At 41.8% G+C, this 16,762-nt stretch carries 15 protein-coding genes; 4 read left to right on the top strand and 11 right to left on the bottom strand.

Going from position 1 to position 16,762, the window contains the following annotated elements; translation table 11 throughout:
- The first annotated feature begins 18 nt into the window (after positions 1–18).
- A complete protein-coding gene (locus G4407_RS05710; RefSeq protein ID WP_055222182.1) occupies positions 19–582 on the top strand; it encodes a DUF4368 domain-containing protein in 564 nt (187 codons plus the stop codon).
- On the opposite strand, the gene G4407_RS05715 is transcribed toward G4407_RS05710, so the two are convergent.
- The 6 genes from G4407_RS05715 to G4407_RS05740 all read right to left on the bottom strand — a co-directional run bounded on the left by G4407_RS05715 (position 570) and on the right by G4407_RS05740 (position 5,102).
- On the bottom strand, positions 570–1,238 hold the full coding sequence (locus tag G4407_RS05715; RefSeq protein WP_204987873.1) for a LytR/AlgR family response regulator transcription factor: 669 nt from the start codon (positions 1,236–1,238) through the stop codon (positions 570–572). The genes G4407_RS05710 and G4407_RS05715 overlap by 13 nt on opposite strands.
- Before the next feature lie 365 nt (positions 1,239–1,603).
- Entirely contained in the window at positions 1,604–2,314 is a 711-nt protein-coding gene (locus tag G4407_RS05720; RefSeq protein WP_014080632.1) for a DUF6040 family protein, read from the bottom strand.
- Complete coding sequence (locus G4407_RS05725; RefSeq protein ID WP_173688093.1) at positions 2,292–4,013, bottom strand: MobA/MobL family protein; 1,722 nt, start codon at positions 4,011–4,013, stop codon at positions 2,292–2,294. Before G4407_RS05725 ends, G4407_RS05720 begins: the two co-directional genes overlap by 23 nt.
- Entirely contained in the window at positions 3,989–4,294 is a 306-nt protein-coding gene (locus G4407_RS05730) for a hypothetical protein (RefSeq protein WP_005345966.1), read from the bottom strand. Before G4407_RS05730 ends, G4407_RS05725 begins: the two co-directional genes overlap by 25 nt.
- On the bottom strand, positions 4,294–4,608 hold the full coding sequence (locus G4407_RS05735) for a hypothetical protein (protein WP_014080633.1): 315 nt from the start codon (positions 4,606–4,608) through the stop codon (positions 4,294–4,296). The genes G4407_RS05730 and G4407_RS05735 overlap by 1 nt, the downstream gene beginning before the upstream one ends.
- Positions 4,609–4,871: 263 nt before the next feature.
- Positions 4,872–5,102, bottom strand: coding sequence for a helix-turn-helix domain-containing protein (locus tag G4407_RS05740; RefSeq protein ID WP_008115699.1), 231 nt, complete (start codon positions 5,100–5,102; stop codon positions 4,872–4,874).
- Between the two features lie 174 nt (positions 5,103–5,276).
- Between G4407_RS05740 and G4407_RS05745 the strand changes: the two genes are divergently transcribed.
- Entirely contained in the window at positions 5,277–5,906 is a 630-nt protein-coding gene (locus tag G4407_RS05745) for a helix-turn-helix domain-containing protein (RefSeq protein WP_003505395.1), read from the top strand.
- 86 nt (positions 5,907–5,992) lie between these two features.
- Entirely contained in the window at positions 5,993–7,288 is a 1,296-nt protein-coding gene (locus G4407_RS05750; protein WP_173688094.1) for a tyrosine-type recombinase/integrase, read from the top strand.
- A gap of 209 nt (positions 7,289–7,497) precedes the next feature.
- On the opposite strand, the gene G4407_RS05755 is transcribed toward G4407_RS05750, so the two are convergent.
- From G4407_RS05755 to G4407_RS05765, 3 genes are all read right to left on the bottom strand, one after another.
- Positions 7,498–7,881 (bottom strand): YdcP family protein, encoded by a 384-nt coding sequence (locus tag G4407_RS05755; RefSeq protein WP_173688095.1) that lies wholly within the window; start codon positions 7,879–7,881, stop codon positions 7,498–7,500.
- Between the two features lie 15 nt (positions 7,882–7,896).
- Positions 7,897–8,223, bottom strand: coding sequence for a YdcP family protein (locus tag G4407_RS05760; RefSeq protein WP_173688096.1), 327 nt, complete (start codon positions 8,221–8,223; stop codon positions 7,897–7,899).
- Positions 8,224–8,457: 234 nt separating this feature from the next.
- Positions 8,458–11,517 carry an SrtB-anchored collagen-binding adhesin gene (locus tag G4407_RS05765; protein WP_173688097.1) on the bottom strand — a complete coding sequence of 1,020 codons (3,060 nt, stop codon included), beginning with the start codon at positions 11,515–11,517 and terminating at the stop codon, positions 8,458–8,460.
- A gap of 641 nt (positions 11,518–12,158) precedes the next feature.
- Between G4407_RS05765 and baiCD the strand changes: the two genes are divergently transcribed.
- Positions 12,159–15,620: a bile acid Fe-S flavoenzyme BaiCD gene (baiCD, locus tag G4407_RS05770; protein WP_173688098.1), complete on the top strand. Its 3,462-nt coding sequence runs from the start codon at positions 12,159–12,161 to the stop codon at positions 15,618–15,620.
- 118 nt (positions 15,621–15,738) lie between these two features.
- On the opposite strand, the gene G4407_RS05775 is transcribed toward baiCD, so the two are convergent.
- Both G4407_RS05775 and G4407_RS05780 read right to left on the bottom strand, forming a co-directional pair.
- Positions 15,739–15,987 carry a hypothetical protein gene (locus G4407_RS05775; RefSeq protein WP_173688099.1) on the bottom strand — a complete coding sequence of 83 codons (249 nt, stop codon included), beginning with the start codon at positions 15,985–15,987 and terminating at the stop codon, positions 15,739–15,741.
- Between the two features lie 11 nt (positions 15,988–15,998).
- On the bottom strand, positions 15,999–16,346 hold the full coding sequence (locus G4407_RS05780) for a DUF6465 family protein (RefSeq protein WP_173688100.1): 348 nt from the start codon (positions 16,344–16,346) through the stop codon (positions 15,999–16,001).
- Positions 16,347–16,762 lie beyond the last annotated feature (416 nt).

Below are 16,762 nucleotides of genomic sequence, written 5' to 3' on the forward strand. Positions count from 1 at the left end.
GAGGACGCATTAAACCAGTTGGTTTTGAAACAGCTTCAGCATTTCCTGTCCTATTTACAGCAGTTTGAGCGGGTATTTATCCGACGGCAGATAGACACCACCCTTGCGGAACGCCGATACGAACTGTCCGCAAAGCAGAAACAGATAGAAAAAGACGAAAAGCGGATGGATGAGCTTGACCGCCTGTTCCGCAAAATCTACGAGGACAATGTCAGCGGAAAACTGAATGACGAACGCTTTTACAAGCTGTCAGACGGATATGAAGCGGAGCAGGGACAGTTAAAGCGTGAAATCGAAGCGTTGACCGCAGAGGTCAGCCAAGCCGATATGGAAGTGACCAATGTAGCAAAGCTGATAGCCGTCACGAAGAAATATACCCGCATTGACGAACTCACGCCCGAAATCCTAAACGCATTTGTGGATAAAATCGTAATCCATGAGCGTGAGAAAAAGGACGGGAAACGGACACAGCAAATCGACATTTACTATTCCTATGTCGGGATTGTGGATATTCCCACAGACGAGGAAATGCGGGAAATGGAGCGGGAATATATGCGGCGTACTACACGTCAAACCGCCTGAATAAAGGCGAAAGCAGGAGTAAATCTGTACTCCTGCCGATACATATCTATTTTTATCCCTATCTGGTTTAACTCATTTACAAGAAAACTTAGATGTGCCCGCACGAATCCCATATCCTTGAATTCATTTTCCAGTTCATCCAGTTTTTTATAAATCTGAAACGTACCTTTTTCAGTATAAAATACATTTTTGTGAAGTTCTGTTTCTATATAAATGATGTCATCTGCATAGAGTTTTATCGTTCCCTCCACAAAACGAAATTCGAGAATCCTACGGTTTTTATTAATTTCTGCTATCAAATCATCCATACATTCTTCTATAGTATCTGCAAGGTTATCTTTCAGCAGAAAACGGCTTGCTTTCACCTTATATCCATCCAGTGCGTAATTCATGTATGCCGTCACCAGCACAACCGGAAGTTTTGGATATTTTTCTTTAATCCTCATAGCTGTTTTCAGCCCATCCATCCCCTGCATATTGATGTCCAGAAATAATATCTGACACGCTTCCAAAGCTGATTGTTCTTCGCATAACTGTTCTCCAGAATCATATTCTGTAATAGCAAACTCATAATTCTTTTTTTCACCATAGTCTGACAGCAAATCTGATAGATTTTTTCTGTCATCTATCCTGTCATCACAAATAATAATGTTCATATTTTTCATTCCTGTCTTTGATTTCTCTCATACCTGTAAACCATACAAGTCTCACCTAGCACTCTTTATTATATCAAACAAATCTTCCGCTCGATCATTCTCCGCATCAAATGACTATTTTCCGCATAGAACGACTATCTCCTATAGAAACGCAGAAGCATTGTATCTCAAACTCTTTGAAATACAATGCTTCCCTGCATTTTCTATATCGGCATGTTGATATTATTACTTTACTATCCTGCACACTCTCTGAGAGTGACTGTATCTATCAAAAAAGAAGCCAGCAGTTTATTCACGCACTGCTGACTTCTTATAATACTACTCATTTTATTTACTTCGCTGCGTCTCAGACAATTTTTTTATTTTTAAACATAACCTCTGTTTTCCCGCCATCCCTTTACATACCACCTGATTCCAACATATACCAGTTGCACGAATAATAAGAGAAATAGCAGATTGATTGGCAATACTTCCTTTATCCAATCCCCAAAGTAGATAGCTATTGCCATACTTACAAGTATCACCATTATGGTAATCATATCCCAACAGTATTTCTTATATAGCCCTGCAATCTTTATTTCGATGAATGCCAAAAGTATTCCCACACCCACCAGACATCCACCGCAAATCAATATTCTTATCAGCCAGTTTATAATTCCAGCAACGACAGGATTGGATATTCCATCACTAATCTGTGCCACGTTCTTTCCTGCCAGTACAACCCAGCCAGCAATGGTCTGTGTGAAAGTTGCGATTGTATCAAAGAATACCACGCAATCAGAAATAAATATTTTTGACCGTATCATCTGAAAAAGAGTAGTTGATACGGAATACCATATCAGCAGAAACATCAATGCTTCATACATGGCTGTTTTTGTTTTATATCTGCCTGCCAGTTTTTCCCTCTGCATATCATACTTTTCCTTAGCTTTCAGATAAGCTGTCTGTTTACAATTCCCGCACTTTTGATAGAGTACCGGCTTTTCAACCGGTATCTCTACTTTTTTCTGATGGGAGAGTGCATAATCCCGTTCCTGTTCTGCCTGTCTCTGCTTATCTCGACATTCCTCTATCATGGCTTGGACGGTGTGTGTTTTCTCTTTCTCGCTCTGCAACAATTCTTTTGTTTTCCTCAAGTCGTTCTTTAAGGCTTGAATGTTCTCTGTTTTGTTCTCGCTGTTTAACTTCTCGTTCAAGGTCAGCGATTCGTCGAGCTGCACTTTCAGTTCCCTGATAGTCCGGTCTTTCTGGTCGAGTTCTTCCTGCATCTGCTCTGTCAGCAGAAGCAACTCTTCCAGTTGATCGTCGCTCTTTGAGTTTCTTAATTCGTTCATCAATCAACCTTCCTTTCTCTAATTGCTGTTCAAGTTCAGTAATTCGCTGTTCTGTTTCTGCAATAGCCGGTTCTCGCTGTTTAATTTCTGTGCCAATTCCTGCCATTGCTGATTTTCGTCTGTGAGTTTCTGTATCTGGTCTGTCTTTTCTTCCAGAAGCATCAACAGTTCTTCTGTATCCGGTAAGATTTGTAGCAGCTCTGACAATTCTTTCTCTAATTGCTGCAATCGTTCTTCCTGCTCCTGAAAGCACATCAGCTTCTCGTCCTTTTCCTGTATCTCCTGAAGCATCTCTGCCATGATATTCTGCTGTTCCTCTATCTGTGTAATCATTGCTTCCATCATGGGAATTACTTCTTTGCTTTCTTCTAATGTCATTCAACCACTCCCTCCACATCGACAATGCACCGGATACCTTACCAAAGGTTGCAATTACCTTTTGCAGCAGTGCATTTTGTTTTTTTATCATCTGGTTTTCCTCGACCTTCCATGAACCTTTCCTTATCTGCCCGGTGAGATATTTTTCCTCAATCTTCCTTGCATCTGCACCCTCATGAATCGTAGGGACTTTCAATTTGCCCTGTCTTTCATAAGAGCGGTGGTCAATCAGATTGTCTATGGATAAATGCCGGTTACACATCTTTGCCCATTCGCTTCGCCATAACTCACAATTCTTTGGATTGTTCCAGCCGGTAGCGTCAGTCAGAACCCTTTTCCATTGTTTTCTGTTTCTTGCCCCGACTTTCTGTACTCCGTTTTCATCAAGTACCGGAATACGGATTCCATGACGGTCTGGATTTTTCTTATCCTGCCACCAGTCCGGGTGGGATTCATCAACCACGATATTTCCGTCAGTATCTCTGACAAAATCCCAGTCCTTGACTTCCTTGCTGCCCCATGAGTGGTCTGGATTGAATGGTCGCATGGTTACAAGTAAATGCACATGTGGGTTCCCGTCGCCCTTATCGTGTATGCTCCAGTCGGCACACATTCCCTCGTCCACGAAAGTCTTTTGAATATATTCGGTTGTATAATCAATCTGTTCCTGTCTGCTCCATTCTTTCGGCAGGGAAAATTCAAATGAGCGTCCAAGCTGTGCATCTGCATTTTTTTCTATCTTCAATACCTCATTCCATAGACGCTGTTTCTGAAATGTGATTTTAAACTTTTCCAGTGCGGCATCTTTATCATCCGCTCTTTTATAACGGATAGACTGTTGACACCTTTTTATATTTTCTTCCGGTACATGCAGCCATTCAGGAGGTGCATTTTCGCACATCATCAGACTGGTGTAGACGACTTCCTTTTTGGAAGTATAGTAACTGATTCTGCCTGTTTCCTCATTCTTCATCACATCTCCATTAAGATATGCCGATGCGGATATGACAGATTTTCCTTTACTGCGCCCGACAATCTTTACTGTAAAGTGAAATATCGCCATGATACGATTCCCCCTTTCTGCCGTATCCGGCATTGATTTCCGACAGCATCTTCTTCTGGTTTGGCAGAAGTGAAGCTGTCGGAACGCCCTCTGCGCAAGAGTGCCCCCTGCGGCATGAGCAGGTCTGGCTGAAAGCCCCGCCGACGGAACGAGCCCGGCAAGCGTAAGCGCAGACCGGTTGCCACTTGTGGCAAACTTATAAGGACGACCTCTGGTTGTCCATAAGTGCGCCCTTCATTCAAAGGCAATGAAGGGAATGGAAAAACCACTCCCTCCGCCATTACACTTCCTCCATATCTGTAAGTGGCTCTTTCTGCATCGCCTTTGAGAAAAACTTTCCGTTTGTTTCCTGCCTTTTTAAGAAGCCTATCAACTTTGGTAAATCTTCCTCCTCAATCGGACAGCCAAGAACCGATTCCACCGCACCGCCAATCTGACAGAGCCTGTGGGTTCGTTTTTTACTTTCCTCGGCTTTCTTTCTCTTTTCCAGTTCCTTTCGCTGTGCAATGAGCTTTTTGGTAGCTTCGATGCTTTCCTGTTCCTTTTTCTCTAATGCACGTATTCTTTCTTCATAAGTCTTTGTTGATTTCGCCATATCGTCTTCATCCTTTCTCTTATAATCAAATCTTGCTCTGCTAAGATTTGGCACACGATTCTGGTCAGCTCTGTTGACATAATTCCAATCAGAATCGTGGTGCATCCTTGCGGAGCATTATCTTGTCGATGTTTTTCCGACAAGATAAACATTAGTTCCCGGTTGCATATCAGGAGAAGCACATGGTATAATCCTCTTGCGTGTAGGTATATCATGGCTTCGGTCTGATAGAACCTTTGGCGGTTTCGTAGGAAGCCGCCTTTTTAAGTTGCCACATTTCTTGTGACAGTTTTTACATTTCCTTTATCCCTCAGATCTCGCCCCTCGTTGGCTTCCATGAACTTTTCTAAAATGTCAGTTTTAATAAGGACTTTTCTTCCGACTTTTAATACCGGAAGCTTCTTCCATTCAACCAGCTTTCTCAAAGTGTTTCTGCCAATTCCTGTATAGTCGGCTGCTTCCTCGATGGATAATGCAATCTTTCTTTCCGTCATCTTGTCACCTCCTTATGAATTGCATTATGCAATTTTTGTTGTGCTGTTAGTATAGCGGTTTTATATTGTGTTGTCAAGCGTTATGAAATTTTAAAAATAATTATTATATTGCATATTGCAATTATGTGAGGTACATGCTATAATTCATACATACCGAAAAAGGAGGCAATCAGCATGAAAGATAAAGAACTACGCAAGCTGATAGGCAGCAGGGCAAAACAGCGTCGTCTGGAATTAAATCTGACACAGCCTTATGTTGCAGAGAAGATGGGAGTTACCGCTTCCACAATCCTGCGTTATGAGAATGGTTCGATTGACAATACCAAAAAGATGGTGCTGGAAGGTCTTTCGGAAGCACTTCATGTATCTATTGAATGGCTCAGAGGGGAAACCGATGAATACGAAACCGATATTACGGATAAGAAAGAATTACAGATTCGTGATGCAATGGGCGATATTCTCAAACAGTTACCTCTCGACCTTAGTAAAAAGGAAGATGCTTTTTCCAAAGATTTACTGCTGTTGATGTTAAAGCAATATAACCTGTTTCTGGAATCATTCCAGTTTGCCTGCAAGAATTACAAGGGCAACACGAATGAAGCTGATATTGCAAAAGTAATGGGGTTTGAATCGAATGATGAATATAACGAGATTATGTTTCTCCGGGAGATCACCCACACTGTTAATGCCTTTAACGACATGGCAGATATCGTAAGGCTTTATTCCAAGAAACCGGAAATGGCAGAACAAAGGCTTGAAAATCTTTTATCAGAAGTTTTGTATGAGGATTCCGATTCGGTATAGAACGACAACCGGAGTTATGATATACTTACACGCAAGAAGCATTTCATCAGTTCCGATTGTCTGATATCGAAAGGAGACACACGATTATGGCAAAAGGATCTGTAAGAAAAAAAGGAAAGAAATGGTACTACCGCTTCTATGTAGAAGATGCAAGCGGCAATCTGGTTCAGAAAGAATACGCTGGAACAGAAAGTAAAAGTGAAACGGAAAAACTGCTCAGTCAGGCAATGGATGATTACGAAAGCAAGAAATTTGTCGCAAAGACAGATAATCTTACTGTAGGAGAACTTCTTGATATGTGGGCGGAAGAAGAACTGAAAGTCGGAACACTCAGCAATGGTACAGTGGAAAATTATCTTGGTGCAATCCGTTGTATCAAGAAACATCCGATTGCAGAACGCAAATTAAAAACCGTTACTGCTGAACATTTACAGGCATTTCTCGATCTGCTTACATTCGGTGGGGAATTTCCAGATGGAAAAGTGAGAAAAGGATACAGTAAAGATTACATCCATTCCTTTTCAGCAGTATTACAACAGGCTTTCCGGTTTGCAGTATTTCCAAAACAGTTGATTACTTTTAATCCTATGCAGTATATTAAGCTGAAAAAACAGGCAGAGGATGTGGATTTATTCTCAGATGATGAGGTAGAAGAAGGCATACAGCCTATTTCCCATGAAGATTATGAGAGACTGATAGAATACCTCAAAGTAAAGAATCCACCTGCAATCCTGCCAATCCAGATCGCATACTATGCGGGACTTCGTATCGGTGAAGTTTGCGGATTGACATGGCAGGACATCAATCTTGAAGAACAATGCCTGACCATTAAAAGAAGTATCCGCTATGATGGCACAAAACATAAAAACATCATCGGACCGACCAAGCGAAAGAAAGTAAGGATTGTTGATTTTGGCGATACTCTGACTGAAATACTGAAAACCGCCAGAAAAAAACAGCTTAAAAGCCGGATGCAGTATGGTGAACTTTACCACCGCAATTTCTACAAGGAAGCACAGGACAAAAACAGAGTGTATTATGAATATTATCATCTGGACGGAACCGAAGAAATCCCGGTAGATTACAAGGAAATCTCCTTTGTCTGCCTGAGACCGGACGGATGTCTGGAACTGCCAAGCACACTCAGCATTGCCTGCCGATCAGTTGCAAAAAGGCTGGACGGATTTGAGAATTTCCATTTCCACCAGTTGCGACACACCTACACAAGCAACCTCCTCTCAAACGGAGCTGCCCCAAAAGATGTGCAGGAACTGTTAGGGCACTCTGATGTCAGTACCACAATGAATGTCTACGCCCACTCTACAAGAAAGGCAAAGCGGAACTCCGCCAGACTTCTTGATAAAGTGGCAGGCAACGACTAAATAAAAAATTCCCTTATTTCCCTTGCTGATTCCGCATAAGGTCAAAAATAAGGGAAAATACATATCATTTCACTATTTAAGGGGCTGGAAAGCCCGTAAAATAAGGAAAGTTCAAGAAATCTCTCCACAAATTCCAATTTTTCTATTTCTTCATATCCATATTATAACAGTTCCATATATCCACTACAATGAAAACCTAATGTATCAGCTTATTTTTTTTGCTGTCCCTGCGTTGTATGGTTCTGTGGATTGCCTGCGTTCTGATTGCCTTTATTCTTCAACACAATATCCTCTGCCTTTACATACCAGTCCACATCTGCACCCATATAGGTTTTTCGTGATACCGTATCGGCTACGGGATTGACAAGCTCTACAACTGCATTGTACGGAAATTCCCTTAACGGTACTTCTGGCGGTACGGACACGGGGATAATTCCACCATGCAGACTGCACTTCAAATCATAGATACGCTTTTTAAGCTGGGTACTCGGTGTCCCGTCCTCATTCTGCAAGAACACATCACGCACCGCTGTAAACTTTAATTCTCCAAATGTTTTCTCTTTGTCAATAACAAATCCGTTTGATAATCTCATAAATTCTTCACTCCTTTACTTTTCTTCAACTGCTACAATATCATCAGCAAGCAACACATAATCGGTATGTCCCATATCCCCGATTGCATAACCTCTGCCGTATAACTTCGGATTGACAAGTTTTACTTTTTGCTCATACTTAAAATGCTTTTCGCCAGCCTGCACGGGAATTTCCACCACAACATTTTCGCCTTTCTGTACGTCAGAATAAAGGTTATAGCTTCGTCTGGCTAAGACCCTGCGATTATTTTTATCCCTTTCAAAGATAGGCTCGCTTTCGCCTGCAAATTCAAGTGTTCCAAAAGACTGTACCATATCTGGCACGACATATTTCATTTCCATAGTGTTTTACCTCGTTTCTTTCTATTTTTGATAAATTGATTGTGATTTCTTATTCTGGCGGTTAAGGAAGTACCAGCAATCCCACAGATAGTAAAGGGTAAACTGTATGCTTACGCACCCTTGACTATCCGTGTGCTTGCAGGTGCAAGGCAGACAAGCCAGAATAAGCGGAAGTCTGCCGTTTGACAGCTTCGGTGGAGAACGTGATTTTTCTTTCCTCATATCGTTACCGCCTTATGATTTTTTCACTTTACGGCGTTTGTAAAGATATGTTCCAGTAAGTCCAGCACCAGAAGCAAGCAACATCACGATAAACGCCATAAGATTTGTGCTGTCGTCCGTTTTTGGACTGTCTGTTTTCTTTGGTGTATCGGGTGTCTGTGGTATTTCTGGCTTCTCTGGTTCTTTCGGTTCTTCGGGCGTTTCAGGTACTTCTTTGATAGTAACTGTCTGTCCGTCGTCCTCAATGTCTTTGTGTTCCGTAACCTTTTTCGGTTCATCTGGATTGCTTACATCATACAATTCTTCAAAGGTTACAAGCTGTTTACCGCCAAGAGAAGAAGCGTCAAAGGTAAAGGCAACTTCCACTTTCATAGTTTCGCTGTCTGCGGTAAAGGTGTAATCACTTTCCACACGTTTTCCATTGATAAGAAGCTCGGCATTTTCTTCTTTCAACATCTGCCAGCCTACAAGCTGATATTTTGTGCCAATTTCCAAGCCCTCTAAAATAACCGTATCAACGATTGTAACGTCTTTTCCTGCTTCAATCTCTTTGTTGCCGTCCTTATCGGTAGCGGTCGTATGTATCTTGATGATACGTTCTGTAATTAACACCGTCTGCCCGTCGTCCTCAATGTCCTTATGTTCCGCAACTTTTACGGGTTCGTCTGGGTTGCTTAAATCGTATAATTCCTCAAATGTTACCAGATTTTTACCGCCAAGCTCGGACGCATTGAATGTATAAGCAATTTCCACTTTCATAGCTTCATCATCAGCAACAAAGGTATAGTCATTTTCTACACGTTTTCCATTGATAAGAAGTTCGGCGTTTTCTTCTTTCAACATTTGCCAGCCTACAAGCTGATACTTAGTGCCTTTCTTCAAACCGTCTAATTTGACGGTATCAATGATAGTAACCTCTTTTCCTGCAAGGATTGTTTTTTCGCCGTCCTTGCTGGTTGCTGTGGTATGGATTGTGATTTCTTTTTCGTATTCATCAGTCAAAGTCCCTAAATCAATCACAAGATTGTTTCTTGATACCACGATTTCAAATGGTGGGATAAGCTCAAAGCCTTTGTTACTATCGCAACGCATTTCTTCAATGATGTAAGTATCATAAGGCAACGCACCTTTGCTGTCGTCTGGTTCAGAAGTTCCAAACCACACACCGTCCTCGCTTGTCTTTCCTGCATTGGTATTGTGCTTATGACTAGCCCAGTCAGCAGAAGTGGAGAACTGCCCGTTATCATCAGTTACCACGATATGACTTTCTCCCGTTGTCTTGCTTGTGATCCTAAACGGAACATCAGCAAGACGCTTGTGTGTGCCTGCACCGATTTTTACGCCCTCAATATCTCCACGCTTAATCTGATTATAGATAGAATGGGCTTCGTCGGTTAAATCTACGATTTTTCCATTCTCTTTGATTGAAAAGTCAATCGGCTTTGCACCGTCTGTCAAGTAACCGTCGGGAGCTTCACTCTCAACGATACGGAAGTTTCCATAAGGTAAGAGGTCGGCAGAAGTAGAAGCGATACCCTCAATATCGGTATGAATTGTCTTTACCACTTCATTTTTCTTATAGAGTTTTCCCTCAACCAATACCGCATTATCATTTAAGGAAATGATGTCAAAGGCAGTATCTTTCAAGGTCGCACTTCCTTGTGGTTTTGTATCGCCCGTTTCTAAATCTCGTTTCTGGATTTTCACACCGCCACGAATGACTTTATCTGATACTGAAAACTGGTTACTTCCAGATAGTACGGCAAGGTCGCCGTCCTCGGTAATCTGTGTTACATATAAGCCCTTAATCTGTTCGGAATTATCGCCAGCCTGCATATATGCACCGTCTAACAAGTAACCGTTTGGAGCTTTTGTTTCCTCAACGGTTAGTGTTCCTAAAGGAAGAACTGCCTTGCCGTCCTGCATATAGAAGCTGTCGCCAGATACTTTGTATGCGTCCGCTAATTTTGTAACATAATGGATTGTGCCGTCGCTGTCCTTTTCAGCGATTGTCTTTGTCGTCCATGTACGAGTCGCTTTTTCTGGAAGATTGTTCTTGTTGTAATAACCGTCATAATATTTCCATGTAAACTCCGCACCTGCCAGAGAAGCGTTCCCTTGTGGGTTGTCTTTCTGTGTTTCCATGTCGATTTTGAAAAGCTCTATCAAGGTGTCTGTTACTTTCGGTGTATCAGATACATTCAAGGTCGCTGTTTTTCCGACTTCTACCTTTAAGGAATAGACCGTATCATCAACCTTATATCCTTTCGGAGAGGATAATTCCTTGATATAGACTGTTCCTGCTTTGACCTCTACAATCTCTGTATTACCGTTACTATCAGTCGTAAGGGTGGCAAGCTGTTCGTTACAGTCTTTATCAGAAAAGACACCGTAAGTTGCACCAGCGATTGAATAGTTGGTGTTATTCTCTGTAATGCTGGCATTACTGGAAGATTTCTGCAAGGTGGCATTTCCGACGTTTAAGTTCGCCCAGAACTGTCCTAGTTCCTGCCCCTCGCCAGAGTAGATATAACCGCCACATTCATAGCGTCCTTTATTTTCTTTCACAAAGGCTTTTGCCCCTGCAAATACTTCGTCCTGCGTTGCTTTTGGAATTTCATCATAAGAAGCTCGCACGTTGTCGCATTGCCAGCCCAGATGAACGCTTAATCTCTGCCAGACTACAAGCTGTCTTAAAAGATAAGCGTGTTTGTTGCTTATTCCGCTGTGGCTGTCTGTGTACTGTTTTACATATTCAATGGATAAGGCAACGTCGCTTATCTGGTCGGCAGTCAAGCGTGAGCTTGCGTCAGCTCTGGTTTTGTAGCCATTTTTAAAGTCTGTGTTAATGTCGATACAGTAAGCGTCCTCGCCCTCAACGGTCAAATGCCCCTCGTTAAAGGTAGAACCAATCGAACCGTCATTCATAACTTTTTCAACGATACCGACACGCTCATTGGATTGCGTCCAGTATTGCTTACTTTCTGCATGAACGGGTGTACTCGGTAAGGTAGTAACGACAGTCGCTAAGGCAAGTACGCCCGTGCATAATCGTTTCAATATCTTTTTCATAAATCTAATGCTCCTTTCATTTTGGGTAATAAAATAGCCGTCCATAATGAACGGCTGGAAATAGAAAAGGAACGTCATTTTAGGCGTTCCATAGTCTATGAAATATTCAATTTTTTGTTGTTTCAATACTGATGTGCTGTACCATATCTTTGCATATCTAGGAAAACTTGCGTATCAAGGCTCATTCGTTAGTAGTAAATAAGTAGTAAATTGATGTGTTTGTTTCCTTGAAAATGCTGATAGATACTGTGTTTTAGCGGATAATCAGATTTTTATTGTGTTTTTATAATAAAATAGATTGTTCTTTTCTGAAGATTTGTTCTTTTGACAACTTCCTGGATTCTCATATATTGCTCCTAAAATACGAATGGTTTATAAGCTGTAATCTAAAGTGTACACCAAGTGTACGCTTTTTTCTCTATTATAAGATGGTTTTAGGAGAAAATCTATAAAAAATTAGAAAAAGTGACAAAGAAAAAGGAAAAATAAGAGAAAAGACGGATGGGTTTTCGTGAATTATTTAACGTTGACTTTCCACCAACTGTAGATTGTATAGTTGAATCAAGAGGTGAACGAGTCATAAATCTGTCTTAGAATGTGGACAGTAACAGAAAAAGTTCGCAGAAAAGGAGAAAAACAATATGTTTGAAAAATTATTCAGCCCTATCACGATCCGTGGAATGGAACTGAAAAACAGAGTCATGCTCCCGGCTATGGGAACAAAATTTGCAGGAAAAGCAAGTTATGTAACAAATCAGCTGATCGACTATCATGTGGCACGTGTCAAAGGTGGATGCGGTTTAAATATGGTAGAAGTCTGTTCTGTCCATACACCGAGTGCACCAAGAGGATTCCTTTCTATCAGTGAGGACGAGTATGTTCCGGGACTTAAGAAACTGACAGATGCGATCCATGCAGAAGGTGGTAAAGCAGGTATCCAGCTGTGGCAGGGAAGTATGGCAGTTGGAATGGATCAGACAGCACAGATTCTGATGGCGAGTGATATGCCGATGGGACCTGGAATCACACTTCCGGGAATCACAGTAGATCAGATCAAGGAAGTTGTAGCATGCTATGGAAAAGCAGCAAAACGTGCAGCAGAAGCAGGATTTGACTGCATCGAATTTCACTGTGCACATAACTATCTGCCACACTCTTTTCTTTCCGGTGGAATCAACCACAGAACAGATGAGTATGGCGGAAGCTTTGAAAACAGAAGCAGATTCCCACTGGAGTGTATCCGTGCGATCCGTGAGAACATGCCGGAAGATATGCCGCTGTTTATGAGAATTGATGCGCATGATGATTATCTGGAAAATGGACTTACAATCGAAGAAGTGATTGAATTCTGTAAACTTGCAAAAGAAGCAGGTGTTGATACACTTGACGTATCCAGAGGAAATATTCTTTCGGCAGGTCTCAAATATGAGGTACCTTCGATTGATATTCCAAGAGCATTTAACATTGATAATGCTGCAAAGATCCGTAAAGAAACAGGAATGCTGACGATCGGTGTCGGAAGAATCAATACACCACAGCTTGCAGAACAGATTCTGGAAGATGATAAAGTAGATATGGTTGTGATCGGACGTGGACAGCTAGTAGATCCTGACTTCTGTAACAAGGCAGAAGCCGGAAAGACAGAAGAAATCGATTACTGTGTTGGATGTAACCAGGGATGTTATGATGGATTTGAGAGTAAAGATTCTCCGTGCATCACTTGTCTTCGTAACCCAGCAGTCGGAAGAGAGAAAGAATGTGAACTCATCCCGGCAGAGAAGCCAGAGACAGTTCTGATCGCCGGTGGTGGAATCGGTGGACTTGAAGCGGCTATCATTCTGAAGAAGAGAGGACATAATCCGATCCTTTGCGAGGCAACTGACACACTTGGCGGACAGTTCCTGACAGCAGGAGAGGCTCCGAGAAAAGCAGAGATGAAAGCAGCAGTTCTGTCTATGGCAGAGAAAGCAAAACGCCTTGGTGTTGATATACGCATGAATACAAAGGTGACTCCGGAAATGATCGCGGAGATCAAACCACATACATTTATCAATGCAATCGGTGCAGCACCGATCGTACCTCCGATTCCGGGAAATGATAAAGCATTTGTCGTAGATTCTCATGCAGTTCTTGACGGCGAAGCAAAGGCAGAAGGAAATGTTGTAGTCATCGGTGGCGGAATGGTCGGCATGGAAGTTGCAGAGTATCTTTCAGAAAAAGGAGCTAAGGTTACAGTCCTTGAGATGATGAAAGAATTCTGTGCAGATATGGGAAGCACAAGAAAAATCTGTGTGACAGAGCAGATCTATCAAGATGGAATCACTCCGGTAACAGAAGTGAAAGTAACAGAGATCCAGGACGGCAAGGTCATTGGTGAAAAAGATGGAGAAAAAGTTGAATTTCCATGTGATTATGCAGTGATGGCTGTCGGAGCAAGAAAACGTGACGGAAGTGCATTAGAAAAGGTGTGTAATGATCTTGAGATCGGTTACTATGAGATTGGTGATGCCGGAATGGCAAGACGTGCACTGAACGCAGTAAGAGAAGCATTTGACGCGGCACTTAACTTTGATAAAGAGGAAGAACATAAATATGTAAGCAAGCCGAAAAAGGTTGTATTTGTCACAGGTGCAACAGGAACAATGGGACAGGAGACAATGAAGCAGCTCTTATCCAGAAACAACCGTTTCAAGACAAGAATCCTGGCAAGACCATCAGAGAAAAACCGCCAGCTTCTGAAGAAATATATGTGTCCGGCGCTTGAAGTTGTCTGGGGAGATATGGCAGATTATGATACGATCAAGAAATGTGTAGACGGAGCTGATTATGTACTTCATATCGGTGCAATGGTATCTCCTGCAGCTGATAAATATCCGGAGAAGACATTGTATACAAATATCGGTTCTACATTAAATATCATTAAGGCAATCAAAGAACAGCCGGATCCGGACAAGGTACATTTCGCATATGTCGGAACAGTTGCGATGACAGGAAGCAGACTTGATCCGGTACAGTTTGGCCGGATCGGAGACCCGATGAATCCGTCTATTCATGATTACTATGCAGTATCAAAAGTATTTTCAGAGGCAGCAGTCTTTGAAAGTGGACTGAAATACTGGGTATCTATCCGTCAGACAGGACAGCATCCAAGTGCAGAAGGTGCAGGCGAGGAGCCGATCGTATTCCACCAGCCGGCAAATAACGTACTGGAGTGGAGTACAGCACTTGATTCCGGTATTTGTATGGCAAACCTTTGCGAAGACTGGGTTGATGAAAGCTTCTGGCGTAAGGCATACAATTTAAGTTCCGGTAAGGATTATCGTCTGGCAACCTGGGAGATGGCAGGACTTTCACTGGAACCAATGGGAATTAAATATGAAGATGTGTATGATCCGCAGGATGTGGCAAGATTTAATTTCCATGGACAGTATTATCTGGATGCTGACAAACTGGAAGAGCAGCTTCATTTCCGTCAGATTCCAGCTAAGATTTACTGGGGCGCTGTAAAGAGCGAGATGGAAAGAATGATGGCAAACCCAATGATCGCAGCTATGATGCCGACAGCTGAAGCAATGCATGCACATAATAAAGAAATCGCAGCGAAGAAGACAGGAACGATCTGGATGGAAGAGAACATGGAGATGGATTGGATCAAGGCATTCTTCGGCTCTCTGGAAGAAAAACAGAATGCGAAACCATTTGAACTCTACCATCCGGCAGAAGAACCGGAAAGACCGCTGGATCATGGTTATGATGAACAAAAAGGAATTGAGAATCTGGATGTAGATGATCTTGAGAAGGCAGCTGCATTCCGTGGAGGCTCTTATGAAGAAGACCATGCAGGAGACATTTATACACCGGTAGAATGGAAGTGTGCATCCGGACATAAGTTCAAAATGTCAGTCAATGCAGTTCTTCATGGCGGCCACTGGTGTCCGGAATGTATGAAGAATTCCTGGGCATATCCGAAGATGGCGAAAGAGAATCCATTCTACGCACAGGTATGGAATCCACAGCACAGCCCGGAGGAAGATTATGAGATTCCGATGCAGTTCAGCGCATATGACATCGAGGAAGAACTGAAAGAGAAACTGGGGCTTTAACAGCAAATACATTTGCATGATTAAGAACGATAGTGGAGATATGTTGTAAGAGCATAATATAGTTGAGTAATGTACGGTGTTGTGAGAGGACGGCGGTTAGTCACCGCCGTCTACTCGATTATTGGTTTTGCTGCAAATCCTTCAGCGTCTGGATAAGTTCCAGATCTTTTTCGGTAACACGGAAATTAGTAGTGTAATTCCGTCCTTCCGGAGATTTGACAGAGATTTCGATGATGCTGTCTTTGCGGAATGCATCTCCTTTTACTGCATGAATAAAAGGCATAAATTTAGGATGCTCCTGCTGAAAAGCGGAAAATGCGGATTTCAGTTTTGCAAGCATTCCAAGCTGTTGAAAGTTAAGCGCCATAAAATACTCCTTTATAATTCAATATATCCATTGAACTCTCCAAGGGTGTAATATGCTTTTTTATCTTCTGGTTTCAGATAAATGGAGAGAGCTTCCGGATTTTCTACGGCGTGTCCCTTTGCATTGCAGTCAGCGATCACACGTTCTGTGATATCGGCTACAGTATATTCTGCACTCTGGTACTGAACATAGAATGCAGGATTTTTGGCAGGAACTTCTACCGGTACTTTGACTTCTTTTACAACTTCTTTTATCTCTACAACAGGAGTTGATGTAGTCGGTGCTGATGATGTAGCTGTAGCAGTTACTGCTGATTCAAGTGTTCTTTTCTGCTTTTTCTTATCGATTCTTTTATTCATTATTATTACCCCTTCTTCAAATTGTACAACATTTATTATATTACTTTTATATGGAGAAGTCAAAATGGCATTTATCACAGATATTTTGCAGAAAATGAAAAAGGGTTGCGCATAATGGTGAGATATGCGTATAATGAGTATCGTGTAATTGGAGTATAACCGGGAGGAAAGGTAGAATGAATAGAGCAGCATTATTTTTTGATATTGATGGGACCGTACTCGGGAGTTTGACAGTTAAATATTAGAAAAAGTACTCGCAGGCCGCATAAAACCTGCTTTTTTTGTGTCAAATTTTTGGTTTTATTTTATAGTATTATATAGCATTTCTTCAGGAAATGTGATATAATTGATTAAGGAGGATTTTATCATGAAAGTAACTACATCGAAGTCAAAAAATTCTGAATCATTTTATATTG

The sequence above is a fragment of the Allocoprococcus comes genome, assembly GCF_013300725.1.
Classification (GTDB): Bacteria; Bacillota; Clostridia; order Lachnospirales; family Lachnospiraceae; genus Allocoprococcus; species Allocoprococcus comes_A.